This window comes from Streptomyces sp. NPDC107559 (assembly GCF_055657365.1).
The window spans coordinates 110,508-125,170 of record NZ_JBVKBD010000005.1 but is presented as its reverse complement, the minus strand read 5'-3'; the positions used below and the strand labels follow the sequence as shown (position 1 = coordinate 125,170).

Below are 14,663 nucleotides of genomic sequence, written 5' to 3'. Positions count from 1 at the left end.
GGGAGCGGCCGCCCGCCTCAGGCCTGCTTGAAGCCCCGGTGCAGCGCGACGATGCCACCGCTCAGGTTGCGCCAGGCGACCTGCGACCAGCCGGCCCCGCGCAGCCGCGCGGCGAGCCCGGACTGGTCGGGCCAGGCACGGATGGACTCGGCGAGGTAGACGTACGCGTCGGGGTTGGAGGAGACCGCGCGGGCGACCGGCGGCAGCGCCCGCATCAGGTACTCGGTGTAGACCGTACGGAACGGCGCCCAGGTCGGGTGGGAGAACTCGCAGATCACCACGCGGCCACCGGGCTTGGTCACCCGGTACATCTCGCGCAGGGCGGCGTCGGTGTCCTGCACGTTGCGCAGTCCGAAGGAGATCGTGACGGCGTCGAAGGTGTCGTCCTTGAAGGGCAGCCGGGTCGCGTCGCCGGCCGTGAACGGCAGCCAGGCGTTGCGCTTCTTGCCGACCTGGAGCATGCCGAGGGAGAAGTCGCAGGGGACGACGTAGGCGCCGGTGCGGGCGAAGGGCAGCGACGACGTCGCCGTACCGGCGGCCAGGTCGAGGACCTTCTGGGCGGGGCGGGCGTCCACCGCCCTGGCGACCTCCTTGCGCCAGCGCCGGTCCTGGCCGAGGGACAGCACGTCGTTGGTGAGGTCGTACCGTTCCGCCACGTTGTCGAACATCGAGGCGACTTCGTGCGGCTGCTTGTCCAAGGATGCGCGGGTCACCGGCCCATTGTGGCAGTACGGGCCGGACACACCCGCGCCCGGCCCACCCTCCGACGTGTCACGGCAGCAGCCTCGGCCTCTTCCTCGCCGCCACGTCCTCGACCCACCCGCAGAGCAGCACGAAGAGCGCTATCAGGATCCAGCCGACGCCGAACATGAACCACTGGCTCTCCAGCGGCAGCCACTTCTCGAACGCGGGCACGTCCCAGAACCGGTCTATCAGCGGGACGGCGAGGATCAGCGCTATCTCGTGCCACAGGTAGATCGTCACCGCGCGGGCGTTGAAGACGGTCACGATCCGGTCCAGCCGCCGGAACCGGGCGAGGCCGGCGAAGTCGACCTCGAAGCGCGCCTTGAAGTACATCAGCAACGTCACGAACCCGGCCGACCAGAAGGCCTGGGCGAGCGGTATCTCGTCCAGGTCGTAGGTGCCGAACTCGCCCTGGTGCGCGAAGGCGTACCAGCCGCCGAAGCCGATCGCGGCGAGCGAGAGCACGACGACCACGGCCGGCCGCAGCCGCTGGAGCACGCCGTCGCGGTGCGCGAAGCCGAGGATCCAGCAGAACAGGTACGTCGCCAGGTCCCACAGGGCGCTGCCGAACCGGCCGTCGGGCGGTGTCCAGACGAGCTGGAGGACCGCGATCGGGGCGAGGGAGGCCAGCAGGACCGGTACCGGGGCCAGCCGGAACACCTTCAGCAGCAGCGGGGAGAGCAGGACGAACCACAGATACGTCCGCAGGTACCAGAGGATCTCCCAGGCCTGCGTGCCCCAGGCGTTGCCCGGCGGGTCGCCCAGCGGCACGATCCAGTAGACGATCTGCCAGCCCGGCATCCAGTCGTGGACCAGCATCGCGAGGACCACGAAGAAGCCCCAGAACCAGAACGGCGGCAGCAGCCTGCGCAGCCGGCTCCTCACCACCTTGGGCGCGGGGCGCTCCAGGGACTTCGCCATCAGGGTGCCGGCCAGACCGAACATGATCCCCATCGAGGGGAAGACCATCCCCGCCCAGGCCCACCCGAAGGTGTGATAGGTGACCACGCGCACCAGCGCCACGGCGCGCAGGGTGTCGAAGTAACGGTCGCGGCCGGCCGGCCTCGGCGCGGGCGGGGGCGGCTCCTCCGCGACAGCGGGGGCCTCGGCAGCGGTCTCCGGCGCCACGTCCGCCTCGGGCTCGGGCCCGGACTCCACCGGGGGCGGCGGCGCCGTCGGGTCGGCCGCCGGCTGCTGCGGCCCGTACCCCGTGTGCGGCTGGGCGTACGGCTGCCGTACGTACTGCTGCTGCGGCTCCTGACCGCCGTAGCCGTAACCCTGCCCGTAGCCCTGCTCGTACCCGTAGCCGTACCCGGGCTGCTGCTGCGGCTGCTGCCCGTACCCCTGCTGCGGATACCCCTGACGGTACGGCTGCTGCTCCGCTCCCCAGCTCATCGGCCGACCCCCGCCGGGGTGCCGACCTCGCCGGTGCGCTTGAGCTTCTGCCACCGCAGCCGGCCGCCGGTCAGGGCGGTGATGCAGGAGTGGATGAGGACGAGGTACATCATCTGGCGGTAGGCCAGCTGCTGGAGCGGCATCATCAGCAGGTAGCGGTACTTCTCCCGGTCGAGACGGAACGCGTACGCCGCGCACGTCAGCTGGACCGCCAGCACCGCCAGCCAGGCCAGCAGGGCCGCCCGGAAGTCGATGAAGATCATCGAGTAGGCGGTGAACACGTCGATGAGCGGCGCGAAGACCGGGGTGACGATCTGGAAGATCACCACCAGCGGCATGCCGACCCTGCCGAAGCGGCCCGACGGCCCCTTGTCCGTCAGGGACTTGCGGTGCTTCCACAGCGCCTGCATGGTGCCGTACGACCAGCGGTAGCGCTGGGACCACAGCTGCTTGAGCGAACCGGGCGCCTCCGTCCAGGCCTTGGCGTGCTCCTGATAGACGACCCGCCAGCCGGCGCGGTGCATGGCGATGGTGATGTCGGTGTCCTCGGCGAGGGTGTCCTCGCTCATCCCGCCGACCTCCAGCACGGCGTCCCTGCGGAACGCGCCGATCGCGCCGGGGATGGTGGGCATGCAGCGCAGCAGGTCGTACATGCGGCGGTCGAGGTTGAAGCCCATCACGTACTCGATGTGCTGCCAGGCGCCGATGACCGTGTCGCGGTTGCCGACCTTGGCGTTGCCCGCGACCGCGCCGACCGCCGGGTCGGCGAAGGGCTGGACGAGCTGGTGCACGGCGTCCGGCTCGAAGACGGTGTCGCCGTCCATCATCACCACGATGTCGTGACTGGCGCTGCGCACACCGTTGTTGAGGGCGGCAGGCTTGCCCGCGTTCTCCTGGCGGACCACCCGGACGTTCGTCATGCCGAGCGACTCGGCGGCGGCGCGGGCGATCTCGGAGGTGCCGTCCGTGGAACCGTCGTCGACGACGATGATCTCGATCGGATGGGTGCTCTGTGCCAGCGACTTCAGCGTGTTGGCGATGCACTCCTTCTCGTTGTACGCCGGGACGATCACGCTCACCGGCCGGGTCACCGTGGGCCCCCAGCCGAACCGGCGTCTGTTGCGCTGCCGGTAGTGCCGGCGGGCGAGGATCAGCATCATCCCGAAACGGCCCATGACGGCGACGCCCACGACCATGAGCCCGACCGAGAGCACGGGCACCGTCCACTCGGCGACGGCCACCGCCACGATCAGGGCCTTGCCCTCGTAGAGGGTGGCGCCGGTGGCTTCCCGGTGCGCCGCCTGGAGACCGGTGGTGGTGCTGCCGGAGCCGGTGGTGCCGGCGTCGCCGTTCGGCAGGTTCCCGGCCGGCTGCCCACCGGTCGCTCCGGCCTGCGCGGCACCCGCCGCCTGCTCCCGGCCCGCACCGGCTCCCGCGGTCGTCCCCCGCCCCGCCGCGGCGTCCTGCTGCATGACGCCGCTGATGGTGGTGAAGGTGTAGCCCTTCGCCTTCATCTTCTTGATGTACTTCGGCAGCGCCTCGATCGTCTGGGAGCGCTCGCCACCCGCGTCGTGGAACAGGACCGACGCGCCGTCGGTGCCGCTCGGCGTCGCCCACTGGATGATCTTCGAGACGCCCGGCCGCTTCCAGTCGTCGCTGTCGGTGTCGACGAAGACGCTGGTGTAGCCGTCCTCGCCGAGCCTCTTGTAGACCGGCCAGCTGTAGTTGTCGATCGCGTCCGTCTCGGAGGAGTACGGCGCGCGGAACAACGTCGTCGTGATGCCGGCCGCACCCGCCAGGGCGAGTTGCGTCTGTTCCATTTCCCGGTCGACCCGGGTGCCACTCTGGTACGAAAGGTCGACATGGGTGAAAGTATGGATTCCGACCTCGTTGCCCTGATCGACCATGGTCTTCACGATGCCCGGATAGCGCGAGACCATCGAGCCGACCAGGAAGAACGTGCCGGGCACGTCGTTCTCCTGAAGGATCTTCAGGACCTGGGGCGTCCAGGTGGGGTTCGGGCCGTCGTCGAAGGTGAGGGCGATCGTCTTGTCGGGCACCGAGACGCTCGTGGCCTGCCCGCCCCGGAAGGTGAGGATGGGGCCGCCGTCGAGGATCTTCTCGGGGACCTTGCTGGCGCTCGCCCCGTCACGCACCCGCTCGTCGCCGCCGACCTCGGCGCGCAGATAGCCGTCGAGCAGCATCACGCACGTCAGGGCGAGCAGGAGCAGCAGCGCGAGGATGACGCGGGGTTTCTGGAGCGCCGCGGCCCGGCCGGCCGCCCGCTCGATCCGGGTGGGGGCGCGGCGCCGGCCGCGGGGGGAAGTCGTGATCGTCATGAGGCTGGCTGCGTTCCCGTCAGTTGGCGGCCGCGACGGCGGACGAGGTCGGGTCCGCGGACGCGGACGGGTCGGCGGCGCCCGAGGGCAGTGCCGACGGGGTGCCGACGGGGCGGTCGATCCGGTTGCCGACGCCGCCGTCCGGCCGCAGACCGCCGGGACCCTGCACGCCCTGCGCGGTACCCCCGAACGGCAGCAGCGAGGACGGGTTCAGCGAGGTGCCCCACCCCATGAAGGCGGCGCCGAGCACGCCCGCGTACGCGAGGCAGACCACGCCGAGGAGGATGCCGATCCGACGCAGCAGCTTCGATCTGCGTCCTGAGTTGTCAACGAACACGGGCCCCTCGGCGGAGGCGTTGCCGCGTTTGCGACGGCGACCACGGTTGGCGCCACGACTTTCGATGGCAGTCTCTGAATGCATTCCACGGATATTAGGGACGCTTTATGTGCCAACCCCTTTGGCTTCCCTATGAGCCCACCATGAGAGGCACTCCAACCTGTCTTTTCGCCAAGAGAACTCGTAAATCCAAGCGCTCCCCTACATCCGTCCGGGTGACTCGAATGCCCCTTTCGTACGGGCGTTTCGCGGAGCTTGCCCAGACCTTTCCATGAAATTCCTGTGAGATCACTGTGCGCGTAAGACCACAGCGTGATGTGAGACATTTCCATACGGCAATCACGCTTTGTTTCCATCCTGAGACAGAAATCACGAGAGCGGGTGCATACGCAATGAGGAGTTTTCTGCGGCCGATGGCCGGGCTGGCCTGCCTGTTTGCCATGGCCACGGCGGGCTGCTCCGCGGGGTCCGGCGGCACGTCGGACGCGGCACCCGCGGCGCCGCGACAGTCCGACTCCTCCCCCTCGGCGGCCACTTCGGACAAGGGTTCGGGGGGTGACGCACAGACCCCGTCGTACGAGCCGTACGTCAGCGCCGAAGAGGCCTCCGCCAACGACTCGGCCGGCTCCCCGACGACGTACAACCTGGCCTTCGTGATCTCGGACGGCAGCAGCTGTACGCCGAAGTGGAACGGCACCACGGCCATCGGGGACCCGGCGGTGAAGTCCCGGATCGCGAAGCTGACGAAGTCCGGCGCGCGCGTGCGCGTCTCCTTCGGCGGGGCCTCCGGCAAGGAACTGGCGTCGGTCTGCGACAGCGCCTCGAAGCTGGCGGACGCCTACGGCCAGGCGCTGGACGCGGCGGGGGCGACCCTGGCCGACTTCGACGTCGAGGGCACCCAGCTGGCCGACTCCGGCTCGGTCGCCCTGCGCTCCCGGGCGATCGCCGAGCTGCAGAAGGACCGGCCCGGCCTGCGGGTGTCCTTCACCCTCCCGGTCATGCCGAGCGGCCTCGACGCCGACGGCCTGGCGCTGCTGAAGTCCGCGAACAAGTACGACGTCCAGGTCTCCGTCGTGAACATCATGACGATGAACTACGGCGAGTCGTACACCGCCGACATGGGCGACTACGCCCTCACCTCGGCCAAGGCCACCCACACCCAGCTGAAGGAGGTGTTCGGGCTGTCCGACGCGGCCGCCTGGCGGGGGATGGCCCTGACCTCGATGCTCGGCGTGAACGACGTCGCCAACGAGACGTTCTCGCTGTCGGACGCGGCCCAGGTGCGGACGTTCGCCGAGGAGAAGCAGATCGCCTGGGTGTCCATGTGGTCCACCTTCCGCGACCAGCAGTGCGAGGACGGCCGGGCCGCGCAGGACGACGCGGCGACCGACTGCAGCGGGGTGAAGCAGAGTTCGGGGGCGTTCGCGGAGGCGTTCTCGGGCTGAGGGCTGAGGGCTGGGTCCGGGATCACCGGCGTGGGCGCCATCCGGGGCGCCGGAGGTCACCTGCGCCGGTGTACCAGCCGTCCCGCGACGACGGTCGCCACACAGGTCCCGGCCCCGCGCTCCAGCAGCGCGGCCTCGTCCGGGACGTCGAAGACGGCGAACGTCGCGACACCGGCGGGCAGCAGTGGCCCCACACGGGCTTCCGCCGCACTCCCGGCGCAGGCCAGCGGATCCAGGGAGGGCGCCCCGGCGGGAGGCGCCGGGCGCGGCACGGTGAGCAGCCCCGCCCGGCGCACCGCGTCCAGCACGGCGGGCCGGGTCAACGCCCCCGCCACCGCGACGGTTCCGTGCGCCAGCATCCGCTGCACGCCGCGCCGGGCGCTCGCACCCCAGCGGGTGTCGGTGGGCGCCAGCGCGGCCAGCGCCTCGCCGGTGAGCGGCTCGGTGCCCAGTTCGTCGGCCTCGCGCGGGTCGGGATGGTAGGCCCGCTCCAGCAGTTCGGGCCCGTACGGATTCAGCAGTCCCGGCATGAGCAGTCCCGGCCAGCGGCGGACGCGGGCCGTCGGGTGCCCGGCCGCCAGCTCCGCGTACGGGCCGACGGCCGCCAGCTCCCGGCCGTCGACGAGCACCGCGCCGTCCGGCAGGGCGGGCCGCCGGTCCCCCGGGACCAGCAGATCGGCGGCGTGGATCGTCAGCACGTGCGGGTCAGTTGGAGGCGAGCAGCTTCAGCTCGGGATGTGCCGTGCCGCCCTCGATCGCCGTGGAGGAGATGTGCGACATGACGCGCTCGTCCACGGGGTCGTTCGCCGGGTCGTCGTGCACCACGATGTGCTCGTACGTCGTGGTCCGCTGGGCCGGGACCCGGCCCGCCTTGCGGATCAGGTCGATGATCTCCAGGCGGTTCGAGCGGTGCTTGGCACCGGCGGAGGAGACGACGTTCTCCTCCAGCATGATCGAACCGAGGTCGTCCGCGCCGTAGTGCAGGGACAGTTGGCCGACCTCCTTGCCGGTGGTCAGCCACGAGCCCTGGATGTGGGCGACGTTGTCCATGAACAGCCGCGCGATGGCGATCATCCGCAGGTACTCGAAGAGCGTGGCCTGGGTGCGGCCCTTCAGGTGGTTGTTCTCGGGCTGGTAGGTGTACGGGATGAAGGCCCGGAAGCCGCCCGTACGGTCCTGGACGTCACGGATCATCCGCAGGTGCTCGATGCGCTCGGCGTTGGTCTCGCCGGTGCCCATGAGCATCGTGGACGTGGACTCGACGCCCAGCTTGTGCGCGGTCTCCATGATCTCCAGCCAGCGCTCGCCGCTCTCCTTCAGCGGGGCGATGGCCTTGCGCGGCCGCTCCGGGAGCAGTTCGGCGCCGGCGCCCGCGAAGGAGTCGAGTCCGGCCTGGTGGATGCGGGTGATGGCCTCCTCGACCGACACCTTCGAGATCCGGGCCATGTGCTCGACCTCGCTCGCCCCCAGGCTGTGGATGACGAGCTGCGGGAACTCCTTCTTGATGGCCGAGAAGTGCTTCTCGTAGTACTCGACGCCGTAGTCCGGGTGGTGGCCGCCCTGGAACATGATCTGGGTGCCGCCCAGTTCGACGGTCTCCGCGCAGCGGCGCAGGATGTCGTCGAGGTCGCGGGTCCAGCCCTTGTCGGTGTCCTTGGGGGCCGCGTAGAAAGCGCAGAACCGGCACGCCGTGACGCACACGTTCGTGTAGTTGATGTTGCGCTCGATGATGTACGTCGCGATGTGCTCGGTGCCGGCGTACCGGCGGCGGCGTACGGCGTCGGCGGCGGCGCCCAGCGCGTGCAGCGGGGCGTCGCGGTAGAGGACGAGCGCCTCCTCGGGCGTGATGCGTCCGCCCGCCGCCGCACGGTCGAGCACGGCTGTGACATCAAAAGACGTGGGCTCGGCCTTCTCGGTCACCGGAGCATCCCCTTCGTCACGGGTTGTGGACGGACCGAACCAGCCTACGCCAGGCCCTTTCCCGCCCTGGCCGCACCCGTCCGGTACGGGGCCGCGCGCAGCCGTACGCAGCCGCGCCCCGCCGCGAAGGACGGTGGCCGCGAGGGCGGTACGCGCACGCACTCGCCCTCAAGCCGTGTACGCACTCGCCCTCAAGCCGTGTACGCGCCGATCAGCAGCCCGGTGAACGCTCCCGCGATCAGGAACGGCCCGAACGCGATGGACGTCTTGCGCCCGGCGCGCCGCGCGACGACGAGGGCACCCCCGTACACGGCCCCGAACAGGAACCCGGCGAAGGTGCCGAGCAGCACCGTCGGCCAGCCGTACCAGCCGAGGACCGCCCCGGCGCCGAGCGCCAGCTTCACATCGCCGAAGCCCATGCCGGCCGGGTTCACGAGGAACAGCACGAAGTAGCCGCCGCCCAGGGCGAGGGCGCCGTACAGCGCGGTGAGCCAGGTGCCCGCGTGCTCGGGCGCGAGGGCGGCCGCGCCGAGCAGGGCGAGGGCGGCGGCGGCGAGCGACAGGGTCAGGACGTCGGGCAGCCGCTGCACCCGGAAGTCGACCACCGCCAGCAGCACCCCTACCGGCGCCAGCAGCAGCCAGACGGCGAGCTCGGGCCGGGTGCCGGTGGCGGCCGCGAGGGCGGCACAGACAGCGGCGGTGGACAGGGACAGGAGCACGGGGCCGGGCCCGTACCGGGCCTCGGCGCCCGGGCAGCGCGCGCACCGCGCCCGTCCGGTCCAGCCGCGCAGCGGATGCCCGCCCGGACACTCCCGGCGCCACGGTTCACCCGACGGCACGGAGAAGCGATGGGCGGCGCGGGGCAGCAGCGCCCCCGTCGCCGCACCCCACAGGGCGGCGACGAGGACCAGCGCGGTGGTGCTCATCCCGCCGCGGCGACGCCGTCGCGCCAGCTCGGCAGCAGCTCGTCGAGCAGCGCCTCGGTGCGCGGCGGCAGACCGCGCGCGCCGCTGCGCCCGACGAGGTCGGCGGCGAGCGCGGTGAGCCGGTCCGTGTCCCCGGCGGCGTGCGTGGCGCGCAGCAGCTCGTGCCAGAGCCGCTCGTCGGCCGAGGCGGTCCGCACGGCCGCGTCCAGCGCCTCGATGGCCTTCTCCGCGCGGCCCTTCTCCAGGTGGAACTCGGACAGCGCGAGCCCGATGTCGGCGACGAGCAGCGGCAGCTGGGCGTCGACGATCTCGTGGGTGAGCCAGCGGTAGCGGCCCTCGGCCCGGTCGGCGAGCAGCGGACCGCGCACCAGCACCAGCGCGTCCGTGAGCAGTCGGCCGCGCACGACCCGGCTGTCGACGCCCTTGCCCTGGGTGGCCTCGTGGTAGAGGGAGCGCAGCACGTCCAGGTCGGAGACGACGGACCGGGCGAGGGTGAGCCGACCGGTCGCGTCGGCGGTGAGCCGGGGCGAGCCGTCCGGATCGGTGCCGAGCCAGGCCCGCAGCCGCTCGATCAGCGCGTCGCGCACGTCGTCGGTGACCCCGCGCGGCCACAGCGCGGAGGACAGCACCCGCGGGTGCACACCCTCGCGGTGCAGCAGCAACAGGGCCAGCGCCTCGTGCAGCAGCGCGCTGCGCTCGTCCTCGGGGGCGTCCAGACCGATGATCTCGTACGAGCCCACGAGGCGGGCGTACACGGCCGGGCGGCCCTGCTCGCTGATGTCGACCAGGAACGGCGGGGTCGTCGTCGGCCCGTCCGGGCCGTGCTCGGGGTCCGCCTGCACGAACAGCTCGACGACGGCCTGCTGTTGGGCCACCGGCAGCATCTGCGCGGCCAGTTCCAGGCCGAGCAGCGGGGCGCGCAGGGTGCCGTCGCCGCTGATCTCCATCTCCCAGGCGGCACCGGGCAGATGGCCGGTCTCGGTGCCGACGAGATAGCCGATGCCCAGCCGGCTTGCGTCGGCGGCCAGTTCGGCCAGCTTGACGGCGTCCTCGACGGACGGCTGGGCGGCGAGCAGCACCAGGTGCGGAGCCCAACGGGTGTGCTGGGCAGGGCCGGTGCGCCCGGTGAGGACGGAGTCGTGCCCGGCGGCACCGAGCGCGCCCCGGCGCTGCCGGGTCTCCGCCTCCATGGCCTCGACGAGCGCCTCGATGCCGTCGAGGTGACGCAGCCGGTTGGGCGCGAGCGGAGTGAGGTCCTCGCCGAACCCGACGAGCGTGATGGTCATCCGGTCCGACCAGCCGTTGGTGGCGAGTTCGGCGGCGACGGAGGCGAACACGGCGGCCCGGTCGGTCTCGCGGCCGCTCAGGGAGACGATGCCGGGCACGGCCTCCAGGTTGAGCAGCAGCCGCGAGTCGTCCATGGTGCCGAGGCTGACCAGGCCGGGGTAGGGGGCGGCGGTGTCGAGGTCGTCGTACCGCGCGGCGTCGGCGCGGGTCAGCACCCAGAAGGTCTGGTCCTGGCCGAGCTGCCACGGCGCGGGCGGCTTGCCCGCGGGCTGGGCGAGCTGGAGGTGCAGGTCACCGTTGCTGAGCCAGGCCGCGTACACGGTGGGCAGGGCGCGCGACTCGTCGGCGAGGGCCGCGGACAGCCCGCGCAGCGAGCGGTCGAGGAGCCGTACGCCCTCGGGGTCGGCGCCGACGAGCAGCGCGTCCTGGACGTCCAGGGCGTCGCCGGTCGGGGTCGGCGGCTCCATGCCGCGGCGGCCGCCGACGGCCCCGATGGCCGACTGCCACAGCGCCTGCCGGCGCCGGCGGCCGAGCGCGCCGAGCAGACCGGCGGCGAGCAGCGGCGCGCCGAGCAGTGCCTCGGGCAGTCCGAAGGCCTGGTCGCCGGAGTCGGCGGAGTCGGCGGAGGGCGTCTGCCCGTGCTGCTGCGCGCCGTCGCCCGCGGACCGCTGCGCGGGCAGCGACACCTGGGAGCCACCGGCCCCCGGCCCGTGCTCCCCGCCTTGTGCCTGGTCCCCGCCCTGTGCCTGGTCCCCGGACTTCGCGTGGTCGCCGGACTTCGCGTAGTCGTGGATCTGCTGCTGGACCTCGGGCGAGACCGCCGCCCCGGCGTCCGGCATCTCCACGAGGTCACCGCCCCGCGCGTCCCCCGGCATCTCCATGATCCAGCCGGGCCTGATGAGACTGGCCTCGGACAGCCGCGAACCGTCCGGCTGCACACGGTCCTTGTTGAGCTGGTAGATCTCCTTGTACCGGCGGCCGTCGCCGAGGTGACGCTGAGCGACCTCCCACAGGGAGTCGTGGTGGCGCCCCTCGGGAGGCTGGATCCGGTAGAACTTCGTGGCGCCCGCCTTGGCCGTACCGCTGTCGGCGTCGGCCTGCGCGTGGGAAGCCTGCTCGGCCAGGGCGGCGGCGGTGGACGCGGCCTGCTCCTGCTGCTGCGCGAACAGTCCGGGCGTCGCCTGCGCGGCGGCCACGGTCCCCTTCTGGTTGCCCTCGATGCCGTGCCCGAGCTGCGAGAGGCCCGGGGTGAAGCTGGCGGCCGTGGCGCCGACGAGCAGCAGCGCGGCGACGAGCTGGCGGGCGAGCAGCTGGCTGGGCCCGGAGCCGGGCACCCGCCCCGGCACGCCCACACCCGACACCGCCGCCTTCACCTCGACGAGCACGCACGCGGTGAACTGCGCCCAGGCCAGCCAGACCACGACGGTCAGGATGTGCAGGAACGTCGTGACGGTTATCTCCTGCTGCAACCAGTCGAGGCTCGGTGCCTCGCTGGGCAGCGGCCACCCGACCTCCACGGCCAGCGCCCCGGGCACGCCGACGACCAGCGCGAGCAGGGCGACGAAGGCGAAGAACGCCTTCACGAAGTCCCCGAACGTACGCCGCCGCAGCCGCACGGGCTGCGGAGTGCGGTTCCGCGGGCCGGCCGGGCTTCCCGTGGAGCTTGGAGTACTGCGTCGCGCCATGGCGGGTGTCCTGGGGTGGTGTGGAGACGGGGGTGAACTACGTTGAATCTTATGGACTGCCGCTGACACCGGGTAAGGGCGGCGACAACGCCCTAGGACCTGTCCTGGTCGGCACCGAGCGCCGCGCCGAGCGCGGTGAGGAACGCCGCACGGTCCCGGGTCGGGATCATCAGCGCCTCACCGCCCCGCGTCGCGAGCACCGCACCGTCCATGCCCATCGGGACGGACCAACCGCCGCCCACCAGACGGGGGTTGCCGAGATCGGCGGCGCGCAGGCCCGGCACCGGGACGTCGAGGGTGCCCGCGGCGGCCACGTGGCGCTGGACCAGGCCCGGCTGCGGCTGCCCGGCGGCCGCCCGCACGGACGCGGGGTCGAGGTCGGCGAGCGCGATCCGCTCCCGGCCGACCCGCAGGGTCTCGCCGTCGATCCGGATGCGGTTGTAGACGTACTTCGACAGCGGGACCGCGTTGAAGGGCACCCAGACCAGCACCAGGAACATCGCCGACATCGCGAGCCACAGTCCGAGGTCGTCGGGCAGGCTGCCCACGGCCATCCAGGCGATGCCGACGACGTAGAGGACCGTGGTGACGGTCAGCCATGTCTTGGGGATCTTCTCTTCGTACCGCATGGGGGATTCCGTTCCTCTGCTTCTGCTGCTCGGCGGGGCGGGGCCGGTCAGCCGACCTCGTTCTCCGCCACCGCCTGGCCGTGGACGACCACGTTCCCGCCGTAGAACATTCCGGTGAAGACCGGCGAGTACGTCAACTGGATCTCGACCTGCACCCGTTGGGCATCGGCCGCGACACAGTGGCTGGCGGCGATGTCCGCGCCGGTCATGTCCATCTCGCGGGCGAAGGTCTTGACCCGTGTGTCGCAGTTCTGGAAGTTGATCGGCGCGGGGCCGTTCTCGTTCTCGTAGAGGGACCCGCGGTCTATGTCCTGGGCGGCGAACCGGGCCGCCTGTTCCGCGATGTCGGCGGCCCGTTCCCGCTTGGAGATGGACAGGCCGCCGTCGATGACGAAGGCCGACAGCGACAGGAAGACCAGGGCGAAGATAATGACCGCGCCGGCTCCGGAGCCGCGGTCGTCCAGCCGCGGGCGCCTGGCGGCCCACCAGCCGCGGCCTGTGCGCACGAGGCCTCTCACACCGCTCTCGGGAACGGGTCCAGGGGTGAGTCTCACGCCGTCCTCCGGAACGGGTCCAGGGGTGAGCTGAAGCTCGCCGTCAGCGTGGTCGGCACGTCCAGGCCCAGCATCGCCAGGCCGCGCACCTCGCAGCTCACCCGGACCGTGAAAATGGTGTCGGGCTCGAAGCCCGCGCTGGTCTGGGTCACCGACACCGGGCCGGAGCACACGTCCGTCAGGTCGGCCTCGGCGGCCCTGCGCGCCTCGGCCATGGCCGTCCCGTGGTCCTTCTGGATCGACCCCGCGCGGGCGGCGTCCCGGGCCGCGCCGTCGAGCGCGCCCCGGCCGTCGACCAGCTGCCCGAAGGCCACCAGCACCAGGATGAACAGGATCATCACCGGGGCCAGGATCACGACCTCGACGGTGGACAGACCGCGATCGCCGGCCCGCGCGTCCGGCGCGTCGGGCGTGACCGGCGCACCCCACATGTCCTGAACGTCCCGCATGTCCTGCACGTCCCGCATGTCCTGCGCGACCCGCGTACCCCACGTGCCCCGCGCGACCTGCGTACGGCGCCTGCCCGGCCGGAGAACCGAGGAGCCCATCTAGTTCCCCCCGTCCCGCACGAAGCGCTCCACCGGTCCCGACGACTGCGCGTGCACCGTCAGGTCCAGCCCCGGGAACACCGTCGGCACCCGGGCCGTGATCTCCACGCCCACGGTGTTCTGCTCCGGCTGGAGCAGCGACACGTCGGGCGAGAGCACGAGCTGCGGGCCGAGCTGTCTGATGTAGGTGTCCACCACGCCCCGCGCCTCGCCCCGCCACTCGCCGGGGTGCTCGTCGGCGGTGGCACGGGCCTTGCGGGCCCCGGCCTGGGCGGCGGCCTGGGCCACGTGGTCGGCGAAGAAGTACAGCGCGAACTGCACCGTTGCGAAGATCATGAAGAAGAGGACGGGAGTGAGCAGCACGAACTCGATCGCCGTCATGCCGGAGTCGCCGCGGGTGGATGCCGCCTCACGCGTCATCGCCACCCTGCGGCGTATCCCTCTGCCTACGCCCACGAGCAACCCCGTCACCCCGTATCCCCGCATCGCGAACCCCGGACCCCCTGCGTCCGGTCAGCAGGTGCCGCTGGCGTTCGCACCCTTGATGCAGTCGCCGACCTTGTTGGCACCGTCACTGAGCGCGGCGTTGATGATCGCCGCGACCACGCCGACGATCGCCACGACGACCGCGGAGATGATGACCCACTCGACCGCGGAGGCACCCCGGTCCAGTTCGCCGGAGCGGACGCGCTCGACGCGGGCCTGGAAGAAGGTGACCAGGAAGTCCACGGCCGGGATCCCCGTGGTGAAGTTCCGTCCGTTCATGATGAGTTGTCCTCTCGAATGCGATTTCACTGCGGGTGTGGCCAGTTGAGGCTAAGCGCGGCGGTTCTGTAAACGGTGTCAGCTCTGTG

Annotated in this window: 14 protein-coding genes; 1 reads left to right on the top strand and 13 read right to left on the bottom strand. The window is 71.7% G+C overall.

What is annotated here, in order from left to right; all coding sequences use genetic code 11:
* Window positions 1–17: 17 nt before the first annotated feature.
* The 4 genes from ACZ7OY_RS17620 to ACZ7OY_RS17605 are packed head-to-tail and all read right to left on the bottom strand — an operon-like array spanning window position 18 to window position 4,899.
* Window positions 18–713, bottom strand: a complete 696-nt coding sequence (locus tag ACZ7OY_RS17620) for a demethylmenaquinone methyltransferase (protein WP_471912207.1) — start codon at window positions 711–713, stop codon at window positions 18–20.
* 58 nt (window positions 714–771) lie between these two features.
* The gene (locus ACZ7OY_RS17615; protein ID WP_471912206.1) at window positions 772–2,139 is read right to left on the bottom strand and encodes an acyltransferase family protein; all 1,368 of its coding nucleotides are present in this window, start codon (window positions 2,137–2,139) and stop codon (window positions 772–774) included.
* Window positions 2,136–4,478 carry a bifunctional polysaccharide deacetylase/glycosyltransferase family 2 protein gene (locus tag ACZ7OY_RS17610; protein WP_471912205.1) on the bottom strand — a complete coding sequence of 781 codons (2,343 nt, stop codon included), beginning with the start codon at window positions 4,476–4,478 and terminating at the stop codon, window positions 2,136–2,138. Before ACZ7OY_RS17610 ends, ACZ7OY_RS17615 begins: the two co-directional genes overlap by 4 nt.
* A gap of 19 nt (window positions 4,479–4,497) precedes the next feature.
* Window positions 4,498–4,899 carry a hypothetical protein gene (locus tag ACZ7OY_RS17605; protein WP_471912204.1) on the bottom strand — a complete coding sequence of 134 codons (402 nt, stop codon included), beginning with the start codon at window positions 4,897–4,899 and terminating at the stop codon, window positions 4,498–4,500.
* Window positions 4,900–5,207: 308 nt separating this feature from the next.
* Here ACZ7OY_RS17605 and ACZ7OY_RS17600 point away from each other — a divergent pair, with 308 nt between their 5' ends.
* Window positions 5,208–6,260 carry a chitinase gene (locus ACZ7OY_RS17600; protein ID WP_471912203.1) on the top strand — a complete coding sequence of 351 codons (1,053 nt, stop codon included), beginning with the start codon at window positions 5,208–5,210 and terminating at the stop codon, window positions 6,258–6,260.
* 56 nt (window positions 6,261–6,316) lie between these two features.
* On the opposite strand, the gene ACZ7OY_RS17595 is transcribed toward ACZ7OY_RS17600, so the two are convergent.
* From ACZ7OY_RS17595 to ACZ7OY_RS17555, 9 genes are all read right to left on the bottom strand, one after another.
* The gene (locus tag ACZ7OY_RS17595; RefSeq protein ID WP_471912202.1) at window positions 6,317–6,958 is read right to left on the bottom strand and encodes an amidohydrolase family protein; all 642 of its coding nucleotides are present in this window, start codon (window positions 6,956–6,958) and stop codon (window positions 6,317–6,319) included.
* Window positions 6,959–6,965: 7 nt separating this feature from the next.
* On the bottom strand, window positions 6,966–8,180 hold the full coding sequence (mqnC, locus tag ACZ7OY_RS17590) for a cyclic dehypoxanthinyl futalosine synthase (RefSeq protein WP_471912201.1): 1,215 nt from the start codon (window positions 8,178–8,180) through the stop codon (window positions 6,966–6,968).
* A 191-nt stretch (window positions 8,181–8,371) separates the two neighbouring features.
* Window positions 8,372–9,106, bottom strand: coding sequence for a prepilin peptidase (locus ACZ7OY_RS17585; protein ID WP_471912200.1), 735 nt, complete (start codon window positions 9,104–9,106; stop codon window positions 8,372–8,374).
* Entirely contained in the window at window positions 9,103–12,078 is a 2,976-nt protein-coding gene (locus ACZ7OY_RS17580) for a BTAD domain-containing putative transcriptional regulator (RefSeq protein WP_471912199.1), read from the bottom strand. Before ACZ7OY_RS17580 ends, ACZ7OY_RS17585 begins: the two co-directional genes overlap by 4 nt.
* Before the next feature lie 92 nt (window positions 12,079–12,170).
* Window positions 12,171–12,707 (bottom strand): hypothetical protein, encoded by a 537-nt coding sequence (locus ACZ7OY_RS17575; RefSeq protein ID WP_471912198.1) that lies wholly within the window; start codon window positions 12,705–12,707, stop codon window positions 12,171–12,173.
* Between the two features lie 47 nt (window positions 12,708–12,754).
* Window positions 12,755–13,213 carry a TadE/TadG family type IV pilus assembly protein gene (locus ACZ7OY_RS17570; protein WP_471912197.1) on the bottom strand — a complete coding sequence of 153 codons (459 nt, stop codon included), beginning with the start codon at window positions 13,211–13,213 and terminating at the stop codon, window positions 12,755–12,757.
* Between the two features lie 44 nt (window positions 13,214–13,257).
* Window positions 13,258–13,692, bottom strand: a complete 435-nt coding sequence (locus ACZ7OY_RS17565; protein ID WP_471912443.1) for a TadE/TadG family type IV pilus assembly protein — start codon at window positions 13,690–13,692, stop codon at window positions 13,258–13,260.
* 117 nt (window positions 13,693–13,809) lie between these two features.
* Window positions 13,810–14,229: a TadE family protein gene (locus tag ACZ7OY_RS17560; RefSeq protein ID WP_351606803.1), complete on the bottom strand. Its 420-nt coding sequence runs from the start codon at window positions 14,227–14,229 to the stop codon at window positions 13,810–13,812.
* Between the two features lie 93 nt (window positions 14,230–14,322).
* Entirely contained in the window at window positions 14,323–14,574 is a 252-nt protein-coding gene (locus ACZ7OY_RS17555; RefSeq protein WP_471912196.1) for a hypothetical protein, read from the bottom strand.
* Window positions 14,575–14,663: the final 89 nt, after the last annotated feature.

Bases quoted from the DNA above. Each gene is read 5' to 3' on its own strand.
- ACZ7OY_RS17610 (WP_471912205.1), bottom strand. From the start codon at position 4,478: ATGACGATCACGACTTCCCCCCGCGGCCGGCGCCGCGCCCCCACCCGG.
- ACZ7OY_RS17585 (WP_471912200.1), bottom strand. From the start codon at position 9,106: ATGAGCACCACCGCGCTGGTCCTCGTCGCCGCCCTGTGGGGTGCGGCG.
- ACZ7OY_RS17560 (WP_351606803.1), bottom strand. From the start codon at position 14,229: ATGACGCGTGAGGCGGCATCCACCCGCGGCGACTCCGGCATGACGGCG.
- ACZ7OY_RS17575 (WP_471912198.1), bottom strand. From the start codon at position 12,707: ATGCGGTACGAAGAGAAGATCCCCAAGACATGGCTGACCGTCACCACG.
- ACZ7OY_RS17615 (WP_471912206.1), bottom strand. From the start codon at position 2,139: ATGAGCTGGGGAGCGGAGCAGCAGCCGTACCGTCAGGGGTATCCGCAG.
- ACZ7OY_RS17605 (WP_471912204.1), bottom strand. From the start codon at position 4,899: ATGCATTCAGAGACTGCCATCGAAAGTCGTGGCGCCAACCGTGGTCGC.
- ACZ7OY_RS17555 (WP_471912196.1), bottom strand. From the start codon at position 14,574: ATGAACGGACGGAACTTCACCACGGGGATCCCGGCCGTGGACTTCCTG.
- ACZ7OY_RS17600 (WP_471912203.1), top strand. From the start codon at position 5,208: ATGAGGAGTTTTCTGCGGCCGATGGCCGGGCTGGCCTGCCTGTTTGCC.
- ACZ7OY_RS17565 (WP_471912443.1), bottom strand. From the start codon at position 13,692: ATGTGGGGTGCGCCGGTCACGCCCGACGCGCCGGACGCGCGGGCCGGC.
- ACZ7OY_RS17580 (WP_471912199.1), bottom strand. From the start codon at position 12,078: ATGGCGCGACGCAGTACTCCAAGCTCCACGGGAAGCCCGGCCGGCCCG.